This window comes from Xaviernesmea rhizosphaerae (assembly GCF_001938945.1).
In the GTDB taxonomy this organism is placed as follows: domain Bacteria; phylum Pseudomonadota; class Alphaproteobacteria; order Rhizobiales; family Rhizobiaceae; genus Xaviernesmea; species Xaviernesmea rhizosphaerae.
Genome location: NZ_MKIO01000022.1, coordinates 92,957 through 117,332 on the forward strand (window position 1 = coordinate 92,957; position 24,376 = coordinate 117,332).

A 24,376-nucleotide genomic window follows, 5' to 3' on the forward strand; every position below is an offset into this window, starting at 1 on the left:
CTTTTGGCAGGTGATTTCAGCGGCTAAATTCCAACACGAACAGATGCTTATAAGACCTCAGCTCCAATCGTTATATCTGACTTCTGTCAAAGAGTTCCTTTACCCACGGTGAATGATGATGCTCTTGATAGACCAAGGCAAGTTCCCGCCGTGGGCGCGTCACGCCAACGTAGAAAAGACGGCGCGCTTCACGGAGCGCAACGGTACTCTGCCGATCGCGTTGACTGGGAAAATCGCTTGCATTCACGCCATACATGACGACGGCATCAAACTCCCTGCCCTTCGCACTATGCAGCGTGCTCAGGTTCACGCGACCGGTTCCCTCTACACGGCCGGCGAGATGGGCGAGCGGGATATCGAGGTCGGCCACAGGGTCAGTATTGCGGATCATCTCGGCACAGACCTCCCATTCTTGCTCTGCGTTTCGCGCAATCGTCCGCCAATGTGCAATAAGCTCGCTGTCGAAAAGTTGTAGCCAGGTGTGGGTGGTGTCGCTGGAGTTGATCGTAGCTTGGAGAAAGCCGATGAGCTGATCCGAAAGAAGTTGCTCTTCGTCAGGCCTAACTTGAGCGCCGTAGACGATCTTCAACGCTTGCTGAAGCAGGCGGCTATACCGCGGGTCAGCACTTTTCCAGCCACCAACGACCCAACGCGCGCAATCCTCGATAAACCGGGAAAGTCGCGAACTCCGCCTGACCAGTGCGTTTCCGTCGCTGCGTACAAAGGGCGTGCCGGCCCGCTTCAAGGCTTCGGCAATCTTGTCCCCGAGATATGCAGCGCGATACAGCACGGCTATTTCGTCAAGTGCAAAGCCTCTCTTTTCCAGATCGGGAATGACAGTGTCGGCAATCGCTTGTGCCTGCACATCAAGGCCGAGCGTCACCGGCCAGAATGTCAACTCTCCCTCTGGAGCTCCTTCTGCCTCGCGATAATCACGCTCCTCTCCCAATGCCCCGAGCGACGCTCGCACGATTTTCCCGCCAGACCGGTAGTTGAAGCGCAGTCTGATGGTGCGGACATCGCAGCGTTGGGTCAAGCTATCGAGCAGTTCGGGGTTTGCACCAGTGAACCCGTATATGGATTGGTCGGAATCGCCGACCGCAAACAAGCGAATGCCCCCGCCAAAACACAATAAAAGGACAAGCTCGTGCAATGCATGGCCGAGATCCTGATATTCGTCGACGAACAAGACGGGGAAACGCGCGTGAAGTGCATCTCTGATCCAGTCGTGCTCCTTGATCATGCGATACGCCAGGAGCGGCATATCGTCGAAATCGATCAAGCCTTGCCGTCGAAGCTCGTTCTCATAAGCCTCAATGAACACGGCGAGCTCCGGATTGCGGCCTAGCCAGTCTGGCCGGCTGCGATCAACGTCCCGTCGCCGCTTTTCCGACGCAAAGTTCCATCGACGATGAGGGTCGTCGCTACCGCCGATCGCGGTCGCGTAGGCCGCCTCGACCGCAGCTCGTGTCTGGGCACGGGTCGCCACCTGAAACTCTGCAGGCAGTCCGATCGGTACGCATCGGGCGTACGGCGCTATGACCTGGCTCAGAGCGAATCCATGCACGGTTCCGATGAAGGCTCGATCACCACTTTCGATCCCAAGGCGGGCAAGGCGTGTCTCAAGCTCAATTGCGCACTCATTGTTGTAGGTGATGCAAGCAACCCCGCGAGGTTCAATGATGTCGTAAGACAGAGCGCGGGCCATCGCTGTCGTCAGCGTCTTCGTCTTGCCACTTCCTGGTCCGGCCAGAACGACGCAGTGGCCCGTCTCGCGCACAGCTGCGACTTGCTCCGGATTGGTGCTCAATTCATTGATCGCGCTAAGCAGTTGCTGACTAATGGACACGGCTCACCACGTACGCTATTGCATCGGCAATGTACTTCGGTGGGGTGAGGCCGACCGCTTTTTTCGATAGTTTTGCGCTGAGCCGGCCTTTGCCGATATCCGCGATCATAGCCAGCAGTTGCGCGGGATCAACTGAAGCCGTACCCGATCGCCAAGAGGCGATGCGTTTGGTTCGGATCGATCCGAAACCTTGGGCGCCGAGGATATCGAGGAGAGGGCTCAAAAGGGACGGCGTGTTTGCAACTGACACCTCGAACGTCTGCTCGTTAAGAAAGATCCCGGCAGGTGCAACCATTGATGCGAACGCGGCAAAGTCGAGCGCTTCCCATTGACCTCGCTGCACGGGATTGACCGCGGGCTGCTTGCGGACCTTCAGGATGTCATCCCAGAGGTCCAGCGTGCGTGTCTTGCCGAGGGGTAATTTCGTGCCGTCCAACGGATCCCAGTCGGTGATCACCGCGTAGGGCATGCCAAGAGATTCGGCCAATTTGACATATGGTGAGAAGTTCGTACCGGCTACATTGCATATGCTGATGCCGAGATCGTCGAGCCCATGGCCCAAGGCCGAGGAAAACACTGGTACCAAAGCCTCCTCGGCGTCCCCCTCCACGAAGATCACGCCACGGGCGAACAGCAGTTCCGCACGCGTGGCATCAATATAGTTCTCCAGGTCGTCGAGCTCATCAGGCGTGACAGGCAACTCTGCCAGCGAAAATGCGCGCGTCGACTGATCGCGCGTCCTCAGGTGAATGATTGACCGCAACGGAGTGACCGCAGCGAGCGTCGGCGAATGGCTGGTGACGATCAGCGATTGTCCTGCATCCCCGCCGGCGAGGAGTTTTTTGAACACCGAACGCTGCAGTTGCGGATGGAGGTGGGCCTCAGGCTCCTCTATGCACAAGAGCGAGAAATTTCGCTCATTTTTCTTCCTGCGCCAGGCAAATTCAGCAAGCTTTAGCGCGAGTAATGCGACATTGGCCGATCCGAGGCTTGCCTCTGCAATACCACGCCTGCCGCCGTCAATGAACATGGCAATAGCTCGGAAGAGCCGCAACGGATCGGAGGGCGCAAACCTGAGCCGTGCATCGATATCGTGCGCCTTGCCGGAAAGATTCAGAATGCCGGTGCGCAGCTCCTCTTCCAGATCTTTAATCGTCGGAAACGCCTCGAGCGCCTTCGTCACCTTGTCGAGTTCAACCGCGACGGCATTGAGCTCCGCTCGCGTCACTCCCGCGATTGCGTCTTCGAGGAGGGGACGCAGAGGTGAACTTCTCCATGTACCAAGCTGGCCTTCGGCATCACGCAAGGCATCGAGCATATCAATCGCAATGCGTCGACGGACCTTGCTCGGCACGGTCCGCGACTCAACACCGCCGCCGAACACGAGAAACTCGCAGTCGTCGCTCGACTGTGGCGCGCCTTTGATATCGGCCTTCTTGCGGAAGATATAGGTGAGGCGCGCGATCGTGGGATTATCCTCAGGCCTGAACTCAGAAAGCATCGCCAAAAGGCCAAGGTCGCTCGCGAAGTCTGCGAGTTCTAGATGAACTTCGATCGCATCCTCGTAGGGGGCAGCTGCCCCGTCCCAGAAATCGGACAGTTTGAGCTGACGGGCCGAATCCGGGAGCGTTGAATCAAGTATCAACCGGATGGCGAAGAGGAGATTGCTCTTGCCGACACGGTTTTCGCCCAACAAGACGACATTGTCCGAGAGCGCGATGTCAACGGATTGGAAATTTCGAAAGTTTCGGACACTTAGCTTGCTTAGACGCATGTTTTCCGGCCCATCAGTTCTCGAGCTTTAGATCTTACACCAAGGATGTATATCAACCACTTGCTCGCTGCTACTTTACCTAGAATATATTGGATTTAGATTTCAGTTTGGGGAGTATGTGATGGCTGATCGCCAGACACCAAAGCGATCAAAAGGCGGGATCACTGGTCCAGCCGAACTCGAAGCTTATGTCGCAAGCCTGTATTCGATATTGGGGTATAACGTTAAGACCAACGTGCCACTTGGTGGGCAACAGATCGATGTTCTCGTAGAGCGGCATCTCGAAGGCATCGGCGTAACCCGCATCATTGTCGAATGCAAGTACAAAACAACAGGCTCTGTAAGCAATCAAGATGTGTTCGATACCATCAATACCTTCGGAGCATTGATGAAACTGCATGGCGTATCTCACTGCGTGATGGTGACGAATACCAGCTTCTCGCAGCGTGCACAGGACGCGGCGGACAACGACAGGCTATTTAGGCTCGTACTGCTCTCTGACCTGGAAGACGATCTGGTCAACGTCGCAGATTCTCTCCTGGCTCTAAAGAAAGGCTATGAATCCGAACAAATATTCCATGAGTTCTTGCCACAATCGGCTCAAGGGCGGCTCCCCTATACCAAGGTTGATGGACAGATCGACAACATTTTAGAAGCCACCATCGAGTGGATCGAAAATTTTGGTGAAGGCTTCCTCACGGTCCTCGGCGATTTTGGAGGTGGAAAAACAACTTTGCTGAGACGACTCGAATACGAATTTTCCAGTCTATTTTTGCAGAAGCGAACCCGTCATCGTCCACTTTACTTCACACTGAAAGACTATTCATTTTATGAGGGGCTTGACGAATTCATCGCGAGCTCAGTTCGGCAAAAATATCAACGTAACATGCCCTCTAATGTCTTTTGGACCCTTGCACGCGAGGGGGGCTTCCTTTTTCTCCTCGACGGCTTCGATGAGATCATTACTGGCGTGGATCGCTCTGATCGGGCCAAGACCTTTCTGTCTTTGCATCGAATAATATCATCGGGTTCGCCAGTCATTCTGACGTGCCGGCCTGCTTACTTCGTCTCAACCGAAGAGCTCAACGACCTGATTCGGCAAGTGAACTTTAGGGATGGCCAGAAAAACCCGGGACTTCCCAGCCGTTGGGATGCTCATCTTTTCAACATCGGCGAAACCACAGCCTTGGCTCGGACGAGCCAGTTTCTTTTCGAGAAGTACGTAGACAACGCCACTCTCGATCCGTTGATGAACCTCTCCAGTACAGTGACGCACCTAGAGGTGTTCCAGCCTGCGCAAATTGACGAGTATCTGAAGAAATTTGACAGCGACTTCCGCAACGTCAGCAACAGCGGTTGGAACGAGGTAAAAGCAGAAATCGAAAAAATCTACGATCTCACAGACTTGATGAAGCGTCCAATCATGCTTTCGATGATTAAGGACACAATTCTGCAAGGCCAGATCGATATCCGCCGCCACAATGTCATCGGTGGCGCTTTTTCGCTTTACGATGCCTACACCAGCGTCAATCTGAAAAGGGATTGGGGCAAGAGCAAAGGCCGGAAGCTTCTAAGCGAAAAGCAACGTCAGGAATACGCCCAGCTCATCGCTCTTACGATGTTCAAGCGTGCCAATCTCAACGTCGACCATTCTGAGATCATTAAAGTCGCCAAAGAGTCGCCCTTGTCACTGGGCTTTTCGGCGGATCTGAGCCAACTCGACCCGGAGCAGCTTGCTGCCGATATTCAAGTAACGACTTTCTTATCGAGGCAAGGCTCTTCGTTTCGCTTCACACATAAGTCATTTATGGAGTTTTTTGTCGCCAAGTCAGTTGTCGACAAGCTGTCTGATCAACGGATGGCGAAAACGTCACTCACAGAGCCCTATACGCGCGAGATCATCTCGTTCATTGGCGAAGCGGCAACGGTCAATCCCAAGCTGCTATCCAAAGTCTCTACGATCCTGCTTGCCCAGACAAACGCCCCAAAAAAGCGAGATGATAGCGACATCATCAAGCGCAACGCCGTCGGAATACTGTTAAGCGGCACCGAGGTCATCGCAACAGACTACTTCTCGAACAATCATGTCTGGGAGCTTTCTGTGAGGAAGCGCACGATTGACGGCTTGGTCGTTCGCGGCACACAGTGGGACTATTGTGGCTGGCATCTTGTAACATTATCGAAAACTTCGATCAGTCAAAGCCACTTTATCGGCTGGCGCGTTGAAGGTGGCAGCTGGACCGACGTATCGTTTAACGGACGGCTTCAGGACAGTCATTTTGAGGACGTCCAATTCTCTAACTGCGTCGTCGCGGCCTCCACGCAGAAAACCATCTTCCAGAGCTGCGCTTTCTCCGGAGGAGCATTGACGGTCCGAGGCGAATTCCAGGTGAACTCCTCTGCGTTTAAAGCCATGAACCTGTCGATTGACGTAGGTGTAGGTGCGATCTCCCGTCTAAGCTTTAGCAATTTTGAGAATTGCGAGCTCGCAGATATCGCTGGTCCGCACTACCGGCCGGTCATGATCGAGCACTGTATCTTTACCGAATGCCAGTTTGTCGGCTTCAGCCCAAGCAGCAAATTCATAGAGCGCCTGCTATATGAGCATCAGGTCTTCTCTAAGGGATTGACGGTCGACGAGGAAAGGACAATCATTCTTGACCGCTGCGCCGGTATATTGTTCATCGACGAATTCGACGACTGGATCAAGATTGGTAAACAGGGTTTCAAGGCGATCGGTAACGTGTTCCTCGTTGCACAAGGAACATTGCAGAGCAAGATCAAAGCCAGGACGGCCTTCGTGAGAACGCTATCCAATCGCTTTGGCAAGGAGTACCCTCAGCTTCTCGGTAAATTGGAAGCGGCGTGTCCCGGCATCTTCAAAGTTCCCAGTGATCCTTCTCCCAAGCGACAGGAAGGCGGTCAAGTCGCAAAACGTTCACTCAACACATGACACCTGAATTTCAGTGCCGGTCCGCTGAGGCAAAAGCCCTTCAGATATAAAATTTGAACGGCTGTTTCTTCTCACCTTTTCCGGCGGAGCCCATCGTTAGAACATCTCCGACCATCCGGGCAAAGCGGACCGTTACCGGAAGGCCGTCGTTGAAGTTGCAGGAATTGTAGTTGATCTTGGTGAGGCCCATGATGTCGGAAAGGACGTCGCGGATCTCGGGTTTCGAATCCTTATAGCGCGTCACCTTGATGTGAAGAGGATTCGGTGTCTCCGGGCCGATATAGGTGTCAAGCTGCGGAACATAACCGGTGGTCCAGATATAAGCTGATTGTGGGTCGAGAAGTAGAGCGGTGCCGCGAAGCACGGGGTAATCGCCATCCCGGAACAGCTTCGTCTCGCCGCCGGTTGAACGGATCCGCACGCCAACGACGTTGGTCCCCTTCGGCGCGGCTTCTGCGAACGCTTCCCATTCTTCGTCGTTGAAGTATGTCTGACCGTGTATGAAGAGCTCCTTGGGAGCTTTGCCATGCGTATCGACGTAGCTGTCGAGCACGAGCTTCAGCAGATCCTTCGCTGCACCACGCTTTAGGTGGTACTCGTAGTCACCCGTCTTCCATGGGCCGTTTGCGCCACGGAAGACAACTCCGTCACCCTCATTCAGGAACATCTGCGCGGCGCAACAAGCGTGGCCGTCCGGGTCATTGGGGAGGCTTTTGTAGACCATGCCGAGATAGCACACGCCGGGTCTGATCGTTGCTAGACGCCATGGCGGTCGCGGCTGGGTTTTGTAGTAGAGCCCAGTCGCGAGGTTCCAGGCTACAGTAGCCCGATCCTGGGTCTTGCGGATCGGGTACCCGGCCTTGTTAAGGAAGGCGCCAGGCGCCAGCGTCGTTTCCCGGACCAGCTGCGTTGGAGCAATATTCAGGAAGTCGGCCTTTATCCGGCGATGGAAATCGGGAACATCGTCGAAAATCGTTTCATCGCTCTGGTCGATGACCCCGGCAAGGAGAGGTAGGCTTTCGCGCTTCTTCTGCTTTTTGCCGAAATCTCCCTTTTCCGTGGCGAGACCTGTCCGCTTTGACTCCGGCCTGCAGCGCTCATAGACGATTTCCGGAAGAACGAGGATCCATATGTCCACGGCGCGCTCTTCATTGCGAAGATGCTTGTTCACTCGATCGATATAGAGACGCGAGACCTTGTCGACGGCCTCGTGCTGATTGAAGATCCGCGACGCCCGCTCGATGTCCTCGAGCGGGATCGACAGCGCGCTAAGTTCATCAGGCTCGTAATAGATGCCGAACGTTTCCTCGAGTCCTGGGAAATTGGCAAGATGCAGCCGATTGGCCTTCTCGCCCTTGCCCGGCGGAGGAACCTGGACGATGGACTGAAGCTCGCGGCTCCAGGCGCGGAAAAGGGCGATCCCATCACTCGTACCGATGACGCCAACCCGGATCGGCGAAGCCTTCTTCGCCTTGGCATGCGGTCCGTATAGATGAAGACCGTCCTTCGGATGGGCGGTCTTTTGACCGAACGCGAACTCCAGTTCCGGCTCGTGAATATGGTCAACTTCCAGCGATCGCTCCGGAAACTTCATTCGCCACCCTCCTCATCGTTGTCCGGTCGGCCGAGAGTGCTTGCATCCGTCTCCTCATCATCCTCGTCGACGAGGTTCGGGAGAACCGTGCTCACCGGAGACGAAAACAACATTGGTGTCGCTTCGATGACGATCTCAGTCGTCTCCGAAAGGGGAAGGCGGATGAAAGCCGACTCCCCTGAAAGGAGTTCGAGGAACGCGAGCATTCGCCCATACCATTGTTTGTTCCGCCATCCCTTGCAGACGGAACGCCTGAGCCGATGGAGCTTTTTGGGGTCGTCAATCGCAACACCTGCCGGCGTTTGGTTGTCCTCTGCGAAAAGGACCCGGGATTTGAGCTTGAAATGCCAGAACGGCCAAAAAGTCGGGATTGCCGTCACGCCGAATTGCCAAATGTGGCCCTTGGCCGAATTGCGAAGCATCGAGGAGCGTCTCTTTTCACCCTGGTTTCCCCAAGGGATTTTCTTGCCCGTCGGCGCATGCTCTGCCGATGCATGGAAGCCCACGGAGTTTGAATAGGTGTGCTCGATGAAACCGTTGCGCTTGCAGTAGTTGAACCAAGCCCTCTTCATCATGGCGATCACAAGGTTCGACGCTGTCTGGCGATCGACCCGGAGCTTAGCGAAGCCCTTGGCGACAAATTCGTCGAGCGGAATTTCGTGCTTTATCTTGAAGCGGCCGGCGGATTCGAACGCCATCTCGATTTCGGGTTGATGCCCGAATGCGAGGAACCCGTTTCCCCCGACCAGCGCGCACGGATGGCCAAAGCCATCGAGCGCCCGCTGAAGCCGGTTCTTGTCAATGGCCCCGGAGCTTTCGAAGTAGCGGATGACGTCCGGCGTTTCCACGATGCGCAGCCAGTTGGACGTCAGCCGTTCCGGCTCGTCGGTGATCTCGATCGTGCCCCGTCGGCGAAACATTTCCCAGTTTGGATTGATCGACGCGTTGTCGCAATTCCGAGGCACTTTCTGGCGTTGAAGCGTGTCCAGCAGCTTGTTGAGACCATCGCCCCAACCCTTGACGAAATCGACGGCAACCGTGTCGCCAAGCCCCTTGACCTTCCGAAACGTTTCCATCCGCAATGGAACCACGAAGCGCTGGTCGCCGAGATCCTTCGCAAGTTCCAACGCGATGTCGAGATCGTCCTGGACATTCTCATCGGCAAGTGTGGAATCCCGGCATAGTAGCAATACTTTCGCCGCGCGGTGGCGAAGCGCGGCATTGATCTCGCGTCGCCAGCGGTCACCGGGTTGAAGCGTCAAGACATCAGCGAAAACCTGGTAGCCCTCGGCCTCGAGTTTCGGAGCAAGCCACAGCGTAAACTCATCGTCGATTGGCGAGGCCTTGATGATGAAGACGACATCGCGTTCGACTGGCTTGGCCACGGTCGAATTGCCGGTAGCCGGTGGAGGCATAAGCCTGGACAATGCCGGCGGTATGGTCTCAGACGCCATCGCCTTGCGAACGACCGATGACAGTACCTCCTCGAGCACAGAGGTGTTCTGGCCCCAGAGCTTCTGATGCGCCTTTTCGATCTCGGGATAAGCTCGTAGTAAGGCGTTTAGGTCGTCGGCTCCGAAGATGTCACCCGTCGAGAGCAAGGAGGGTCCGATGAGCTCGGCGAGTGCGTCCTTGTTGGCGGGCGTCAACGCAACGGATGTCGCCAGGACATATCGCTTCGGATTCAATTCATCGATGGAATGCCGTTCCTCCTTCATTTTCGATCTGAGCTTCGAAAAGCCGGAGCGGAAATAGTGTTTTGCCTGGAGAACGATGGACCCGTCTGCAACCGCGTGACGCCCGTCGATCCCGCTATCGGTGCCGACAGTAAAAGCTTCGAACCGGATGGCTAGGTCAGCCCCGACGAGATCGCGGCTCAGGTCTTCGAACTCATCTGCAGATAGCGTTGAGAAATCATACTTCATTGCCGGAGGATGATCGGCAAGTACAGTGATCGTCAAGTTGGTGGCCGGGGCAGACTGTGATGGCGACAGAGTTACCAACAGTTGTCAATTTTAGTGGGGCTTTTTCCCGCATAAGCTTGGCACGTCGACCGAAGGAATTATTCTAATGTCCTACTTGTCCACCCGCTCCGACCATCGAAGCGAGCGATGCAGGGCTTTCCTGCTTCTTCTAATAGGCCGGCGAAATTACCACCGACAGATCGACTATTTCAATCGGTGAAAAGCCGTCGGTGGATCCAGATCAAGACATGTGTGTGGAAGCGTCAGAGTTCCGGTCCACCGCTCACGTTCTTCACACCCGACAAAGTCGCGGACGCGATCTGGACGCTGGTCGGCCCATCCTGCTCGCGTCTACTGGCCGCTTTTTTTCTCTATTCGCCGGGCGCCTTTGGGGCCTGAGAAGTCAAGCCTGATTTGCTCTAACCACCGGTCAATTCACCGGAGCCTATGCCTCTGCGACGATTTCCGTTGTCAGGATTGTCTCGACAGCCGCATAGAGATCGACCTCGGCATTGGGAGCACGTATGGTTACGATCAACGAGTAGCGAGCGTGATCGTTGTATCGATCAAGATACGGCTTTTCCTTCCACCAGCCACCAACTGGAAAGATGCCGATTGCGTCACGCTCCGCAAGATCTGCCGCCGTCCCCCGCCAGAAATCCGAGTGCAGCGACCCGCTGTCGCGGAACGTTCCCAGTAGCCAGCCTTCACCGACGTTGACTGGCGCACCTTCTTCCTCGTTTCGCGCAGCCTGGTTGATGCGCGCTCGAAACTCTCCCACTGTTTCAGTTGCCGTCTTCATCTGGAAGCGCAATCCGTGCGAGGCATATCTGTGGCGCCTCGTCCAGCCTCGCTCGCCGGGATTCGGCTCGATGAAATACGACAGCGTGACACGGACTTCGACAGGCTCGGCGCCAAGGGACAGGAGGTCCTCCTTTGGCCAGGGCAGCATATGGAGCTTCATATCTCGCATCTTGACCGATCCGGTACCTTCTCGCTGGAAAGGTCGGATTTCGTCCTCGATCATCAAGGTCAGATCATTATTGGCTGAAAGCAGCGCCCGGCCAAGATCAGGCACTCCATAACCATAACGGCGGAGAAGCGCCTGCAACTGCGTCTTGTTGCCGTGGCAGTTCGCGATGCGGGCGGCCATCACAGGCGTCCATTCAGCGGAATGGACAAGCAAGGCACGGACGGTCTCTGGCCAGAGCCCGGGCCTTCCCACGATTATCTCTGCTGCCAGCTTCGCAGCCTGTGCGGTTGCGGAGCTTGTATCGCCAATTGTAGAGAAATAGCGATTTTCTGGGCGGAAATGCGTTGTCAGGATGCGAAGATCGTCGATCGGCTCTCCCGGATTCTCACCATCATGCGCCAGGTTCCCGCCCTCCATGAGGATATCCGGCTTGACCGGCCACTGGCGATCCCAGCTGACAGAGGTCCTGCTGGCGGGTGAGAGTTCTCCGGCTGGCGCAATCGGGATGTATCCCGCAAAAGCTGCATCGATAACATCAACCTTGTTGGTGAAAGCCCCGACGGTGATCGCATTCCATGCCTGCGCCGGATCGTCCAGAGGCTCGATGTCATTGCGAACAAGCAGATCGGCCGGCGTCAGATCGATGCGTATGTTTCCAGCCGATATCAGGACCAACCGCTGCGCATCGGTTTCAAAGCACAGCTGGTCGATCGATGAAGACCAGGAGGAGGCCCGTCCACGGGAATGGTTCGAGCTGGTGATGGCGGTCGTGATGACGCGGCTTCTGTGGGGCGCCTGGATTTCGGCTCGAGCGATCGCCTCACCCGTAATAGCGCCGTAGAGATCTGGTCGATTTTCCTCTGCGTCGCCAGGAGGCAGAATTCTGACACTCTCGAGACGATATCGAATTTCGAAGGGATCCTGGGCGGCCAGCGGACCGATCAGATCATTGTAAAGAGCAACCCCCGCCATGCGCGTGCCATGGCCCTGCCACGCGGGCGTGTCGTCGGCACCCCAGTCGGGATTGATCGTGTGCCAATCATCTACCGACAATACAGGCTCGATCAGTGGATGTGTGCGGCGCACCCCACTGTCAAGCAGACATATAGCAACTTCATCGGCGGCTTCCGAGACCTGCACCCGATCCGCCAGATCGTCGGTCCAGGCTTTTTGCTCGGCGCCTCCAAGACCTGTGAAAACCGCCGGAGTATCCTTTGCTCGACGCAACTCGGCGATGGTATCGCTGCTCGCTACCACACGATCCATGGTTACTGTGCTTGCAAGCGCCAGAACAACTTCACGCTCCGGAAACCGGATGGCATGCTGGCGCATCTGTATTTCCAGGGCGGCAGCCATGGCTTCGAACCGCTCGCGCCGGCCTTCGCGCAGCCAGACCTCCCACCACACTGCCACATCGGCATGCTGCGGAAACAGCTCATCCTCATCAGTGAAGAGGGAGCGTGCCGAAGCAAGCTGAGCCGTGTCGATTCGGGATATCAGGGGCTCGTTTCGCGGCCGCCCCTTGTCTGTGTCCGTTGTTCGATACTGTTCAATCTTGTTCAGGAAGTAGTTTTTCGCGCGTTCCGGGACGAATACCGCAGCCTTGAGACCACCGCCATCGCCGTCCGCCTCGCGAACGGCGACCACCTCCATCTTCTGTTGCCTGTTCGCGAGCTGGTCGATCCCAGCCCGTTCTGAAGCAGGAAGATCGAATTCGAGATAGAATCCTCGTGTTTCAAAAGCTGTCACCCCGGGCGCGGCAAGCTGGTGCTCTGCCGCGGCGACGGCTGTCCCGACGGCTTGCGCCAGTGCTTGAGCGTGGGCCTGTCTGTTGCGCAAAGGCAATGCCGGGGGGTCAATTTTCCGGTTCGGGCGACGATACGGCTCTACCGTGCCGTTATCTTTGAGGAGAAAGTGCGGTCGATTGCGTGGTCCGGTCGCCATCAGGGCCTGTTGCTCGCATCCATGGTTTCGGCGGCGGTGCGGCGTTCGGCAATCGCGTCAAGTATGCTATCGGCGGTTACGGTGCCCGAATTGTCCAGAATGACGGATTTGGCGGCGTCATCAGCCACGCGGGAAATCTCCGCCGGCGAGAGTCCCTGTGCGGCGGCAGCAACGTCGGACCATGACATGTCGGACGTTGCAAAGCGATCTAGTCTGTTACGCAGGATCGCTTCGATTAGCGATACATCCGGAAGCGAATATTCAATGACGTCGTCAAAGCGACGGAAAAGAGCGCGATCCAACAGTTCGGGATGGTTGGTCGCAGCGACGATCACCGCGTGGCTTTCGTCCTGCTCGACAAACTGTAGAAAGGAGTTGAGCACACGCCGGATTTCTCCCACGTCCTGCCGGTCCCCCCTCTTTGCCCCGATCGCATCGAATTCATCGAAAAGATAGACGCCGCGGGTTGCGGTCATCGCGTCGAAAACCAGACGCAGTTTCGACGCGGTTTCGCCCATGAACTTTGTAATCAGACCATCCAGCAGGATCGTAAACAAAGGAAGGTGAAGTTCCCCTGCCAAAGCACTCGCCGTCATCGTCTTGCCGGCGCCCGGCGGACCAACGAGCAGGATCTTTCGTCGTGGCTGTAGTCCGTGGCTGCGCAGGTTTGCCTGCTGTCGCTGTTCAGCGAGGATACGGTCGAGACGCTGGCGAAGCGGGTGCGCCAGCACCATGTCTGCAAGGCGTATGTCGGGATAACGAGCGCTTAGCAGTCCGGCGAGCTCACCTTTCGGCTGCACCAGTGCAACTGCTCCGCCCGGGCGGCGCATGCTCGGCTCTCGCGTCTTCGCCGTATCCACGAGATCCTTGACCTCCTGCGCCAGTTTGCCATGCCCTTGCCGCGCTTCATGGGCGGCCAACTGCAGCGCGGTCGACAGGAATCGCTCCTCATCGCCCGCGATGTGGCTTTTCAAAAGGGTCACGATGTGGCGAGACGTGGTCATGTTGATTTGCCGTTTCGTTCTGCTTTTGGACTATCAGCTGCAGCGCAATTTGCAACGCAATTCCCGAATAGATAACAACCAATCCGTTACTATCCCGTTCCGGAAAACTGATCGCAGTCTATCGGCCCATTCTCATCAGCATTTCATCCATTCTTTGAAAGAGCAGATTTTCGGGTGGATCCCCTGCATCAGCGCCTTCGAGCATTGAGCACAAGTCGGCGAGCGTTATGACCATAATGAACTTTCCGTTCTCGCGGAGCTGAGTTTCGGCGAGTTTCCACGCGTTCCTGTCTGCACCGTTGCGGGCTATGACAACTGCCACGGTTCTCAGCCCCTTGGCAAAAAGATACTTTTCCGTGATCTGGATCTCGGACTGAGTAATCGGTTCCTCGAAGTTCTTTGCGTCAAAGACAATGTATCGCGTTGAGAAGTCCGATGCGATCATTGACCAGAAGGAGCTGCCCTCGCTCTTGATCCTCCCCACGAGATCCATCCGATTCAATCCGTCGTCCGTGCGCAGCTGTGCGGTGAGATTCAAGAGCTCGCGGCCAAAGAGCAGCCGGATCGCCTCTTCACTCAGCAACTCGAATTCTCTCCACCCCCCCGAGCCGGGCGCGCTCTGCCGTAGTCTGGTTGCGAGGAGGCTGCCTTGCCGCACTTCATGTGCGACCCTGACGGGAAGAGGTGTACGATCGTCGAGGATCGTCTCCGCGACAAGCTCTTCCAGCTCGTTTGAAAGTTCTTCGTTCCCCTCGACAAGCTCGCGCAGCTTGCTGATATCCCAGATCTCGATGCCGGAGTCCGCAGGTGAAACCAGGTGTGCAAGCGTGTGATCAGGCAGTTCGAGCGTGAGGATGATGATGCCGCGCTCGAAATCGCTCGTTGCCAGGATCTCCCGCATGTGGGAGGTCGCGTCGCGCACCCGACGGCGCCATTCGTTCTGCCAACGGAACATTTTGATGTCGACTGCCGCTTTGAATTTCATGCCTTTCGGCTGGAATCTCAGGTCCGGTACCAAACGGTAAGACTGCCATTCCTCCTGCGAGGACGGCCCTTCATCCGGTTTCAGCAGTGCCGCATCGCCAATTTCCTTCTGGCTCAGGATGTTTTCAAGCAAGACCTCCCAGTCCCGTGCAAGATTGTGAGTTTCGATCTGAAGTTCTTTCATCTGGGCCATGTGACACTTCCCCGATATTCTGAAACTATTGCACGGAACTAGAATGGTCGGCGACCTTGATCGATGTCTAGCAGGACGCTGAGCTCCACGGCACGGTCAAACATCAGCGCGCCCTTCTGTTGGCAGCAAGTTCCCGGTCGACAGCCAAGACAGCTGATATTTACATCGGCAGCCTTACCAAAATTGAGTTCAACCTGGGAAATTTCGATCAGCGCGTTGACCCAAAACGCACAGCCAGCTTCATAGACGCTGTCGACACCCGCGCTATACCACGCCCCACGCCCGGAACCTCCCCCTCCCCGTCATCTCGCGCAGGCCGAGCTCCGAAACGATCCGCCGCGCCGCCTGCGGCGTGACGTCGAGCGTCTTGGCCACCATCCCGGCCGACACCAGCGGCTTTGCCATCACCAGTTCGACCAGTTCCGGCAATCTTGAAGACGTGCGCCGTCCTTCGAGTTTTCGCTCGAACAGCGTGCGCGCCAACGCCAGCCGGTCATGTTCCTTGATGCCGATCTCGGCGGCCGCCAGCAAACCCTGAGCAATCGCCAGCAGCCGGGTTTCGCGGTCGCGATGCCGGCGTCGATCGACGGGAATGGTTTTCAAGCCAAGATTGATGGCGGCAAGATGGGCTCCGGTGGTTATGCTACCCTGCCGCAGGATGGACGCGGCAAAAAGCCGGCCAAGCCAGGGGGCGTGCTGGAGGACGGCAAGCTCGTTCCAGGCATCGAAGGCCACGATCGCCTGCAGTACCGCCGGCAGGTTTTCGGCCTGGCGCAACACGCCGCGCCATTCGTCGAGCCGGGCATCCTCGTCCCAGTCGAGATCGTAGATCATCGGATCCTTCTCGGCTGCAACGCGGCCTCTGGCCCCGCCAGGCCGGGTTGCGTCTTCGATTGCGGCCGACGATCGGGCCAGCGTCGCATCGATGGCGGCATAGTCGACACCCGACAGATCGGTCAGGTCATCGTCCCCCTCCCCTTCCGGATTTTTTGCAGCGGCTGCGGGCCGATTGAAGCCGGCCGGCTCCATCGCCCCGGCGCCGACCGGATTGATGTCCGACGTCTGTCGCAAAATTCGGATACCCTCTGCCGATAACGTCCAATCCGGCGATTGACCAGCAATGCGTCGGCGGGTTCGTAAAACGTCGCGGGCGATGGTGAGTTCGTGGGTCGGCGTGCGGATGTCGCGGGTGGCGTCATGGAGGACAAGGTCTTCGAGGTGAACGAGCTCCCCGTCGATCCACAGCGAGGCACACGCGTCGGCGAAATTCTGCCGCTCGAGTAAGCCGGCGCCAACCGGCGAACGCGCAATCCGCTCGTCCAGACGCGTCAGCGCGATGCCGGCATCGAAAGCCGGCCGCATCAGGGTGCTCATGCTAATTTTCGCGAGATCGCAAGCCATTGAAATCATGGTAAATGATTTGCTAAACGAACTCTATATTAAAATTGCGGTTCCTCACATGGTATAATTGCAGGATTGAGTTATAACCATCGATAAGTACCCCTTATCGGAGATAAGCCATCAGGGTGCGCTTGCCTTGCCATCATTGATGCAATTCCTTATCTTCGATGGCGTTAAATCCACGCTGGGGCGCCGAACATGTCCGAACCGCAACTTTCCATCCGCAGCAGCAAGGCCCGTGATCTCGCGCATGCGCTCGCACGCCGCACCGGCCAACCGATTAACAAGCTCGTTGAACAGGCCCTCGAACGATACGACATCGAGCTCCGCAGCCAAAACAAGGCCCATCCGCTGGATGTGGTCTGGGAGCTTGCCGCTGAAGGCCGGCGAACCGTTCCGACCAGCACGACCTCGGCGCATGATGACCTCTACGATGAGAATGGGTTGCCGAAGTGATCGCTATCGATACATCGGTTCTAATCGCGATCTTCCTCGAAGAGCCGGAAGCCGAAAAATTCAAGCTCGTCATGGCAGAGAACGATATCGTCATCGGGTGGCCCACGCTCTTTGAAACAAGAACCGTATTGGCGGCCAAGAGGTTTCTCAACCCAAGTCATATCATCACGAGCCTCTCCGAGGCTTCTAACGTGACCTGCCTCGCGTTTGATCGGCAGCACTATCGCGTGGCCGAACAGGCATTGCAGCACTACGGCAAAGGCCGCCATCCCGCGGGCCTCAACATGGGGGATTGCTTTTCCTACGCAGTCTCAGCGGTGGCTAAGGCGCCCCTGTTGTTCAAGGGGCGTGACTTCTCGCAAACCGACCTGAAACTGCATCCGGCGTCGTCATCGGCATGAGCAACGCCGAGTCCAACAGTTCTTTGGATCGTCGTGTGTCAGCCCTGCACACGATCGCCTCGGTCTGCCAATGGGGCGTCGCGACGCCTCGGCGGACCTGCTGACCGACCAGGACATCGAAACGCTAAGGCATCTCGTCAACCAGGGCATGGGCGAGAACACGCTGCGGGCGCGCACCTCCGACCTTGCCCATCTGCACGCCTGATCGCTCTCAGCGATCGGCGGTCCTCTTCTATGGCCGGCGCCGGAAGCGCTTCTGTTGAAAATTGTGGCGCAGCATCTGTGGGGCTCGGAAACACGTCTTGCTGATCCTCAGCAAGGAATGCCAATCGACGTCGAAGACCAGCTTCGCCTTCAGGCCTTCCTGAAGGCCGCAGGATCTCATGCGCCCGATACAGTGCGCCGGCGGCTGGCCACCTGATCGACGCTGACAAAATGGCGCGGATTGAAAGCGGCAGCGTGTTTCGGGGGATTGATCGCTGGGGCGATGTCTCGACCCTTCCGCGGTGAATGACATCGTCAAGCAGCGTGCGCGATAAGCAGGTCTCGACCCGGCGGAGTTCTCTGCGCACGGATTGCGGTCTGGCTGTCTGACGGAGGCGGCCAATCGCCGCATTCCGCTCACTGAGGCCATGGAGCAATCGAGGCATCGGTCCGTCCAGCAGGCCTCGGAAGATTACAACAGCGCCACCCGCAGAAGCGGGCGGGCGGCTCTGTTATTCTATCGCGTGGAGGCATTACAGCATCTTGCCATGGCGGCGAATTGGTTCTTCGTAAAGTAGCGTCGAAACGTGTGCGTCTCCTGACGGAGAAAGGAGATGCATACAGCCACCTTCACGCCAATTTGGCGTATGACAGCCGCTGGCAACAGGCGATCAGCGATTTTGTGGATCCGGACTCGGGCTGCATGACTTCCGGATCGGTTCCGATCAGCGTGACGACGGCTTGTGCCTCCCCCTGCCAGTCGAGGATCGGTGCGGCGATCGCAACAAGGCCGGGAATGTAGCGGCCCTCGACTGAAGCGTAGCCGCGCTCACGCGTCTCCGCGACCAGCTTCTCGATATCCTTGTCGCTGACGATCCGCTGGCCGGCGGTGGCCGATGTCCGGCGGGCCTCCCGCAATTCGGCGCTGCGGATATCCTTCAGGGGTGCCGGCGGCGCCCAGGCGAGAAAAGCCCGGCCAGTCGCCGAGTTGAGAAGTGGCAGGATCGTTCCGAGCCCCATCGAGGTGACAGCGGGCGTTGCAGCCCGCTCCCAGCGAACCACTGTCGCGCCATGCGTGCCCCAGACGGACAGCAGCACGGTAAGACCCGTTTCCTGGCAGAGTTCCGGCAGGACATCCGATGCGCGGTTGACGAAGTCGTGCCGCGCGAGGGCTGCAAGCCCCAGCATGACCGCGCCATGACCGAGATCGTATTTGCCCGAACGCCCGGCCTGGACGACAAGGCCCGCATTGGCAAAAGACGTCAGATAGCGATGCGCCTTGCTCGGCGGCATGCCGCAATCACGCGCCAGTTCCGACAGCGCGACCGGCCCCGGATAGGCCCGCATTGCGTTCAGCAGCTTCAGGGCCGCATCGAGCGACTGGATGCCGCCAGACTGGCGATCATTGTGATCTTCATTGTCCGTCACACCCGAATCCCCCGCCTACAAGCTTGCAAATCACAAGGCGACGATAGTCACCGCCGTCGCGTTTGAACAGGTGCCTCCCGATATCGCGGCGCAAGGCTGAGTCAGCAGCCACGGACCTCCAATGCATTTGAAAAGCATCTGAAACGCCTATCCCACATCGATGTCCGGAAAAAGAAAACCAAATGGTTTCAGGTGAATATCACTTTTTGATTTTTCACATTAAGGAATCTATTGCACAGAACAGAAAATTTTATATCCTCAATTGCAGGGAGTTTTGACGAATTCGGGAGGTTTCATGAAAAAGCTGGCTTCAGTCGAGGTACTGGGTGGTGGTCCGGCCGGGCTCTATACGGCGATCCTGCTGCGGCGCATGATGCCGCATGTCCGGCTGCGTGTGACGGAGCAGAATGCCAAGGGCGCGACCTTCGGATTTGGCGTCGTCTTCTCCGATCAGGCGCTGGATTTTCTGAAGGCCGACGATCCGGAAACGCATGATCTGGTGACGCCGGCCATGGAGCGGTGGCGCAACATGACGCTCAACCTCCCTGCCGGTCAGGTGGTCCTGGATGGCGTCGGTTTCTCAGCGGTCGGCCGTCTTGAACTGATCGAAATCCTGCGCAAGCGCGCCGAGGCTCTCGGCGTCGAAATCCGCTTTTCTCAGCATATCGAGTCGCTGGACGATCTGGATGCGGATCTGATCATCGGCGCGGACGGGCTGAATTCGCTGGTGCGACGCTCCAACGAAACAGGTTTCGGCGTCCATCTCGACCATTTCAGCAATCACTTCGCCTGGTTCGGCACGGAGCGTCCCTTCGACACGCTCACGCAGACCTTCGTGAAGACCGACAAGGGCGCGTTCAACGCCCACCATTATCGCTTCCAGCCGGACCGCAGCACGTTCATCGTCGAATGCGATGAAGCGACCTTCAAGGCCTATGGCTTTGCTGGGATGGGCGAAGAAGAGAGCGCCCGGCTCTGCGAAGGCATTTTTGCCGATACGCTGGAGGGTGCTCCGCTCATCACCAACAAGTCGATGTGGCGGCAATTCCCGCGTCTTTGGTGCGACAAGTGGGTTTCGGGCCGCCATGTCCTTCTCGGTGATGCCGTCCATACTGCGCACTTTTCCATCGGCTCGGGAACGCGCCTTGCCATGGAAGATTCGATTGCGCTCGTTCGAGCGCTGGCGAGCCATGACGATGTGGACGAGGCGCTTGCCGCCTATCAGGCCGAACGCCAGCCGATCGCCAAGAAGATCGTCGATGCGGCGAACACCTCCGCCACATGGTACGAGAGCTTCGCCAGCAAGATGGACCTCCCGCCGGTCGACTTCGCCTTCGACTACATCACCCGGTCGGGCCGCATCGACATGGAGCGCCTGCGTCGCATGGCGCCGGAATTCGCTGCCCGTTACGAGGCGGAGGGCGGCAGGCAATCCACGGTGATTGCCGATCCTGTCGCTCCCCATGTCCCGGGTGCCGCCGAGATCGGCTTCGACAAGGCCGCGCATGGCAACTGCTCCAATATTTTGTGGGACAATCTGGAACGCAACCCCCGGAAGATTGCTGTCACGGGACCGGCCGGAACGCTGACCTATGCAGACCTGATTGCGGAAGCCGCACGGTGGGGCAATGCATTCACCACAGCCGGTCTTCAACGCGGTGAGCGTATCGCATTCTTCATCGATGACACGCCGGTCTATCCGGCTGCCTTCTTCGGGGCGGTGCGGGCGGGCTTCGTGCCGGTTCTTCTCAACACGCAGACACCGCCGGACGTGCTGAACTATTTCCTGCAGGATACCGGCGCGCGGATAGCCCTGTGCGAGGCCACCTTTCTCGATGTCTTCTCCGACGACGTGCTGAAGGGAACATCGCTCAAGACCATCGTCGTCGCCAACGGGGCGGCGAAGGGCGAGAAGCAGCGCGCCGCTTCGGAGTTCCTGGACGGCCACGCGACAACGCTGGCCTGCGCATCAACCGGGCCGGACGACATGGCCTTCTGGATGTACTCTTCCGGCTCGACCGGCCGGCCGAAGGGTATCGTCCATCTTCATCACGACATGGCCTATACGCAGGCGTCCTTCGGCCGCCATGTGCTGAAGCTCACGGAAGACGATATCTGCTTCTCGGTGCCGAAGATCTTCTTTGCCTATGGCTTCGGCAATGCCTTCACTTTCCCCTTTTCGATCGGTGCCACAACCGTTCTGATGCCGGGCCAGCCGCGCGCGGACGCGGTGCTTGAGACCATCGAGACTTTCCGGCCGACCGTGCTGTTTGGCCTGCCGACGCTCTATACCTCGCTGGCGCGTGCCGAATCCGTCAAACGGCGCGACCTCAGTTCGTTGCGCCAGTCGATGTCGGCGGCTGAGGTTCTTTCCCAGGATATTTACGAGGCCTGGAAAGCGCTGACCGGGCATGGACCGACAGAGGGGCTGGGCTCGACCGAGCTTCTGCATATCTATCTCTCCAACAGCCTCACCGACCATCGCATCGGCTCCGCCGGCGCGCGTGTTCCCGGCTATGAGATCCGCCTGGAGACACCGGACGGCAAGGTGCCGGACGCAGGCGAGGAAGGTGTCATGTTCGTGCGCGGGCATTCGTCTGCGCCGACATACTGGAACCGGCCGGACAAGACCCGCGAAACCATGCGCGGCGACTGGATCTATACAGGCGACCGTTTCATCGAGAAGGACGGCTACTACTTTTTCCAGGGCCGCGCCGACGAACTGATCAAGGTCTCCGGCCAATGGGTCTGGCCGCTCGAGGTCGAGCGATGCCTCAACGAGCATCCGGACGTTCACGAATGCGCGGTGCTCGGCCACCAGATGGAGGACCGGCGCATGACGCTGCGCGCCGTAATCCGGTTGCGTGAGGGCAAGGAGGCGAGCCCGGCACAGAGCGACGCGCTGCGCGCCTATGTCAAGTCGCGGCTCCAGCCTTACAAATATCCGCGCATCGTCGAGTTCGTGACCGAACTGCCGAAGACCGGGACCGGCAAGATCGACCGGCAGGCAGTGGCGGCAGCTCCTGTCAGTGAGCTGGAACAGATCGTCGCCTGAATTTCAACGCCATAAACGGGAGGAGAGTTTTATGGCAACTTACGTGTTGGTTCATGGCGCGTGCCATGAAGGGCATCATTTCGAAGACTGCGCGGCGCATCTGCGCGCCGCCGGGCACATTGTGTTCCTGCCCACGCTGAAGGGCAACCGCCCCGGCGACAGCCGGAAGACGACAACGCTGGAAGACGCCATCAACTCGCTCGTCGATTATTTCGACGAGAACAACATCGATGATGCCATCCTGCTGGGCCACAGCTGGGGTGGCCTGCCCATCACCGGCGCTGCCGACAGGCTTGCACCCGGCCGCGTGCGGCGTCTGATCTATTACTCCGCCTTCGTGCCCAACAACGGCGAGAGCCTCATGGATATGTGCCCGCCGCATTATCAGGCTCTTTTCCCGGCGCTCGCCGGCGATACGGGAGAGGTTCTGTTCCCCTTCCCGATCCTGCGCGAGGCTTTCATCAATGATGCGAGCGCCGAGCAGGCGCAGGCGCTTTTCGACACGTTGAATCCGCAGCCCTTCAACACGATGAACGACCGGATCACCCTGTCGAAGAACCCGGCGGAGATGCAGATCGGCAAGTCCTTCCTGCATTGCACGGAGGATACCTCGCTGCCGCAATCGTTGCCCTTCCATCCGCGCCTGTCGGAAAAGCTGGGGCTCTACCGGCTCGTTTCGATGCCCGGCAGCCACTCCACCTTCGTCACCGCGCCGGCGCTTCTCGCCCAGAAGATCATCGAAGCCGGCAGGGACTGATCCTGCCGGATACGCCTATCGACAATTCGCGTTCCGCTCATCGCGAGGCGCAACGACAGCTCTCAGGAAGGAAAGCATCCATGACCCTCGTTCTTCCCGCGCCGCCGACCCCGACGGTTGCCGTTCACGGCACGGATTCCCGTTTTCCCGTGCGGCGCATCTTCTGCGTCGGGCGCAATTATGCGGCCCATGCGCGCGAGATGGGCAAGGACCCGGATCGCGAGCCGCCCTTCTTCTTTTCAAAACCCGCTGATGCGGTTGTCGACAGCGGCGAGACGGTCGCCTATCCGCCACAGACGGAGAACTTTCATTACGAGGCCGAGCTGGTTGTTGCCATCGGCAAGGCCGGACGTGACATTACGCTGGACCATGCGCTCAATCATATCTGGGGCTATGCCGTCGGCAATGACCTGACGCGCCGCGATCTTCAGCTTGCTGCCCGCGACCAGGGCCGGCCTTGGGACTTCGGCAAGGCCTTCGACCGCTCCGCAGTGATCGGCCCGATCCATGCGGTCGCCGATTCCGGCCATCCGACCAAGGGATCGATCCGGCTTACCGTCAACGGCGCGGTCAAACAGGATGCCGATCTGGCCGAACTGATCTGGTCCGTACCGGAGATCATATCCTTCCTGTCGCATTCGATTGCGCTGGCGCCCGGCGATCTCATCATGACCGGCACACCGGCCGGTGTCGGACCGCTCGTTCCGGGCGATGTCTGCGTCGTGACGATCGAGGGTCTCGGCTCCCTCGAAACACCGATCGGACCGCGGACATGACGTTCAGGCTTCACAATTTCTTCCGCTCCTCGACGTCGGTGCGCGTACGCGCGGCACTGAATCTGAAGGGGCTCGATTATGAATACATTCCCTATGTGCTGCGCCGGGGCGACACGCGGCAGCCCGACTATCTCGCCATGAACCCGGCCGGGCTTGTCCCGGTTCTGGAGCGCGAGGACGGATCGCACCTCACACAGTCGCTCGCCATCCTGGAATGGCTGGAGGAGAAGTATTCTGTCCCTCCGATCCTGCCAGCCGATGCCGATGGCCGGGCACGGGTTCGCGCGCTCTCCCTGATGATTGCCTGTGAGGTTCATCCGCTGAACAATCTGCGGGTTCTCGGCTATCTCGGCAGCCGTTTCGGCGCCGACGAGGCAGCTCAGAAGGACTGGTTCACCCATTGGGTGGAGCTGACCTTCGACGCGCTGGAGGCTGAACTTGCGGGCCATCCCCACACGGGCACCTTCTGCCATGGCGACATGCCCACAATGGCGGACATCTGCCTCTACGCGCAGGTCTGGAACAACCGCCGTTTCGACATCGCGACAGAGAAATGGCCTCATATAGACCGCATCTTCAAACGTCTCGACGCCATTCCCGCTTTCAACAACGCCGCGCCGCCCAGCCAGCCGGATGCGGGCTAACAGACCTCAAGGCCGTCCCACA

General features: G+C 58.1%; 16 protein-coding genes and 1 pseudogene. 8 read left to right on the forward strand and 9 right to left on the reverse strand.

Annotated features, from left to right (window positions below; all coding sequences use genetic code 11):
* Positions 1–70: 70 nt before the first annotated feature.
* Both BJF92_RS06975 and BJF92_RS06980 read right to left on the reverse strand, forming a co-directional pair.
* Positions 71–1,810, reverse strand: a complete 1,740-nt coding sequence (locus tag BJF92_RS06975; RefSeq protein ID WP_245294682.1) for an ATP-dependent helicase — start codon at positions 1,808–1,810, stop codon at positions 71–73.
* Between the two features lie 28 nt (positions 1,811–1,838).
* Positions 1,839–3,623 (reverse strand): ATP-dependent nuclease, encoded by a 1,785-nt coding sequence (locus tag BJF92_RS06980; RefSeq protein WP_075634047.1) that lies wholly within the window; start codon positions 3,621–3,623, stop codon positions 1,839–1,841.
* Positions 3,624–3,744: 121 nt separating this feature from the next.
* Here BJF92_RS06980 and BJF92_RS06985 point away from each other — a divergent pair, with 121 nt between their 5' ends.
* On the forward strand, positions 3,745–6,576 hold the full coding sequence (locus tag BJF92_RS06985; protein WP_075634048.1) for a restriction endonuclease: 2,832 nt from the start codon (positions 3,745–3,747) through the stop codon (positions 6,574–6,576).
* A 40-nt stretch (positions 6,577–6,616) separates the two neighbouring features.
* Here BJF92_RS06985 and BJF92_RS06990 read toward each other — a convergent pair whose 3' ends face one another.
* The 6 genes from BJF92_RS06990 to BJF92_RS07015 all read right to left on the reverse strand — a co-directional run bounded on the left by BJF92_RS06990 (position 6,617) and on the right by BJF92_RS07015 (position 16,633).
* Positions 6,617–8,170, reverse strand: a complete 1,554-nt coding sequence (locus BJF92_RS06990) for an argonaute/piwi family protein (RefSeq protein ID WP_075634049.1) — start codon at positions 8,168–8,170, stop codon at positions 6,617–6,619.
* Entirely contained in the window at positions 8,167–10,131 is a 1,965-nt protein-coding gene (locus BJF92_RS06995; protein ID WP_245294683.1) for a toll/interleukin-1 receptor domain-containing protein, read from the reverse strand. Before BJF92_RS06995 ends, BJF92_RS06990 begins: the two co-directional genes overlap by 4 nt.
* A gap of 448 nt (positions 10,132–10,579) precedes the next feature.
* Positions 10,580–13,051: a S8 family peptidase gene (locus BJF92_RS07000; protein ID WP_075634051.1), complete on the reverse strand. Its 2,472-nt coding sequence runs from the start codon at positions 13,049–13,051 to the stop codon at positions 10,580–10,582.
* Positions 13,051–14,055, reverse strand: a complete 1,005-nt coding sequence (locus BJF92_RS07005; RefSeq protein WP_075634052.1) for an AAA family ATPase — start codon at positions 14,053–14,055, stop codon at positions 13,051–13,053. The genes BJF92_RS07000 and BJF92_RS07005 overlap by 1 nt, the downstream gene beginning before the upstream one ends.
* 118 nt (positions 14,056–14,173) lie before the next feature.
* Positions 14,174–15,232, reverse strand: a complete 1,059-nt coding sequence (locus BJF92_RS07010; protein WP_075634053.1) for a hypothetical protein — start codon at positions 15,230–15,232, stop codon at positions 14,174–14,176.
* A 264-nt stretch (positions 15,233–15,496) separates the two neighbouring features.
* Positions 15,497–16,633 carry an RHE_PE00001 family protein gene (locus BJF92_RS07015; protein WP_075634054.1) on the reverse strand — a complete coding sequence of 379 codons (1,137 nt, stop codon included), beginning with the start codon at positions 16,631–16,633 and terminating at the stop codon, positions 15,497–15,499.
* Between the two features lie 198 nt (positions 16,634–16,831).
* On the opposite strand from BJF92_RS07015, the gene BJF92_RS07020 reads away from it, so the two are divergent.
* The 3 genes and pseudogenes from BJF92_RS07020 to BJF92_RS24705 all read left to right on the forward strand — a co-directional run bounded on the left by BJF92_RS07020 (position 16,832) and on the right by BJF92_RS24705 (position 18,272).
* Entirely contained in the window at positions 16,832–17,089 is a 258-nt protein-coding gene (locus tag BJF92_RS07020) for a type II toxin-antitoxin system VapB family antitoxin (protein ID WP_075634055.1), read from the forward strand.
* Positions 17,086–17,490 (forward strand): type II toxin-antitoxin system VapC family toxin, encoded by a 405-nt coding sequence (locus tag BJF92_RS07025; RefSeq protein ID WP_075634056.1) that lies wholly within the window; start codon positions 17,086–17,088, stop codon positions 17,488–17,490. Before BJF92_RS07020 ends, BJF92_RS07025 begins: the two co-directional genes overlap by 4 nt.
* Positions 17,487–18,272: pseudogene (locus tag BJF92_RS24705) on the forward strand (site-specific integrase). Before BJF92_RS07025 ends, BJF92_RS24705 begins: the two are co-directional and overlap by 4 nt.
* A 52-nt stretch (positions 18,273–18,324) precedes the next feature.
* Here the strand turns inward: BJF92_RS24705 and BJF92_RS07030 are convergent.
* Positions 18,325–19,122, reverse strand: a complete 798-nt coding sequence (locus BJF92_RS07030; protein ID WP_075634057.1) for an IclR family transcriptional regulator — start codon at positions 19,120–19,122, stop codon at positions 18,325–18,327.
* 295 nt (positions 19,123–19,417) lie between these two features.
* On the opposite strand from BJF92_RS07030, the gene BJF92_RS07035 reads away from it, so the two are divergent.
* From BJF92_RS07035 to maiA, 4 genes are all read left to right on the forward strand, one after another.
* The gene (locus tag BJF92_RS07035) at positions 19,418–22,177 is read left to right on the forward strand and encodes a benzoate-CoA ligase family protein (RefSeq protein WP_075634058.1); all 2,760 of its coding nucleotides are present in this window, start codon (positions 19,418–19,420) and stop codon (positions 22,175–22,177) included.
* Between the two features lie 31 nt (positions 22,178–22,208).
* Positions 22,209–22,934: an alpha/beta fold hydrolase gene (locus BJF92_RS07040; protein ID WP_075634059.1), complete on the forward strand. Its 726-nt coding sequence runs from the start codon at positions 22,209–22,211 to the stop codon at positions 22,932–22,934.
* Between the two features lie 80 nt (positions 22,935–23,014).
* Complete coding sequence (locus BJF92_RS07045) at positions 23,015–23,710, forward strand: fumarylacetoacetate hydrolase family protein (protein WP_075634060.1); 696 nt, start codon at positions 23,015–23,017, stop codon at positions 23,708–23,710.
* The gene (maiA, locus tag BJF92_RS07050) at positions 23,707–24,354 is read left to right on the forward strand and encodes a maleylacetoacetate isomerase (protein ID WP_075634061.1); all 648 of its coding nucleotides are present in this window, start codon (positions 23,707–23,709) and stop codon (positions 24,352–24,354) included. The genes BJF92_RS07045 and maiA overlap by 4 nt, the downstream gene beginning before the upstream one ends.
* Positions 24,355–24,376: the final 22 nt, after the last annotated feature.

What these genes read in the sequence shown, in the direction of transcription:
- BJF92_RS06980 (WP_075634047.1), bottom strand. Translation starts at nt 3,623, where the DNA reads ATGCGTCTAAGCAAGCTAAGTGTCCGAAACTTTCGAAATTTCCAATCC.
- BJF92_RS06985 (WP_075634048.1), top strand. Translation starts at nt 3,745, where the DNA reads ATGGCTGATCGCCAGACACCAAAGCGATCAAAAGGCGGGATCACTGGT.
- BJF92_RS06990 (WP_075634049.1), bottom strand. Translation starts at nt 8,170, where the DNA reads ATGAAGTTTCCGGAGCGATCGCTGGAAGTTGACCATATTCACGAGCCG.
- BJF92_RS07000 (WP_075634051.1), bottom strand. Translation starts at nt 13,051, where the DNA reads ATGGCGACCGGACCACGCAATCGACCGCACTTTCTCCTCAAAGATAAC.
- BJF92_RS07005 (WP_075634052.1), bottom strand. Translation starts at nt 14,055, where the DNA reads ATGACCACGTCTCGCCACATCGTGACCCTTTTGAAAAGCCACATCGCG.
- BJF92_RS07010 (WP_075634053.1), bottom strand. Translation starts at nt 15,232, where the DNA reads ATGGCCCAGATGAAAGAACTTCAGATCGAAACTCACAATCTTGCACGG.
- BJF92_RS07015 (WP_075634054.1), bottom strand. Translation starts at nt 16,633, where the DNA reads ATGGCTTGCGATCTCGCGAAAATTAGCATGAGCACCCTGATGCGGCCG.
- BJF92_RS07020 (WP_075634055.1), top strand. Translation starts at nt 16,832, where the DNA reads ATGTCCGAACCGCAACTTTCCATCCGCAGCAGCAAGGCCCGTGATCTC.
- BJF92_RS07035 (WP_075634058.1), top strand. Translation starts at nt 19,418, where the DNA reads ATGAAAAAGCTGGCTTCAGTCGAGGTACTGGGTGGTGGTCCGGCCGGG.
- BJF92_RS07040 (WP_075634059.1), top strand. Translation starts at nt 22,209, where the DNA reads ATGGCAACTTACGTGTTGGTTCATGGCGCGTGCCATGAAGGGCATCAT.
- BJF92_RS07045 (WP_075634060.1), top strand. Translation starts at nt 23,015, where the DNA reads ATGACCCTCGTTCTTCCCGCGCCGCCGACCCCGACGGTTGCCGTTCAC.
- maiA (WP_075634061.1), top strand. Translation starts at nt 23,707, where the DNA reads ATGACGTTCAGGCTTCACAATTTCTTCCGCTCCTCGACGTCGGTGCGC.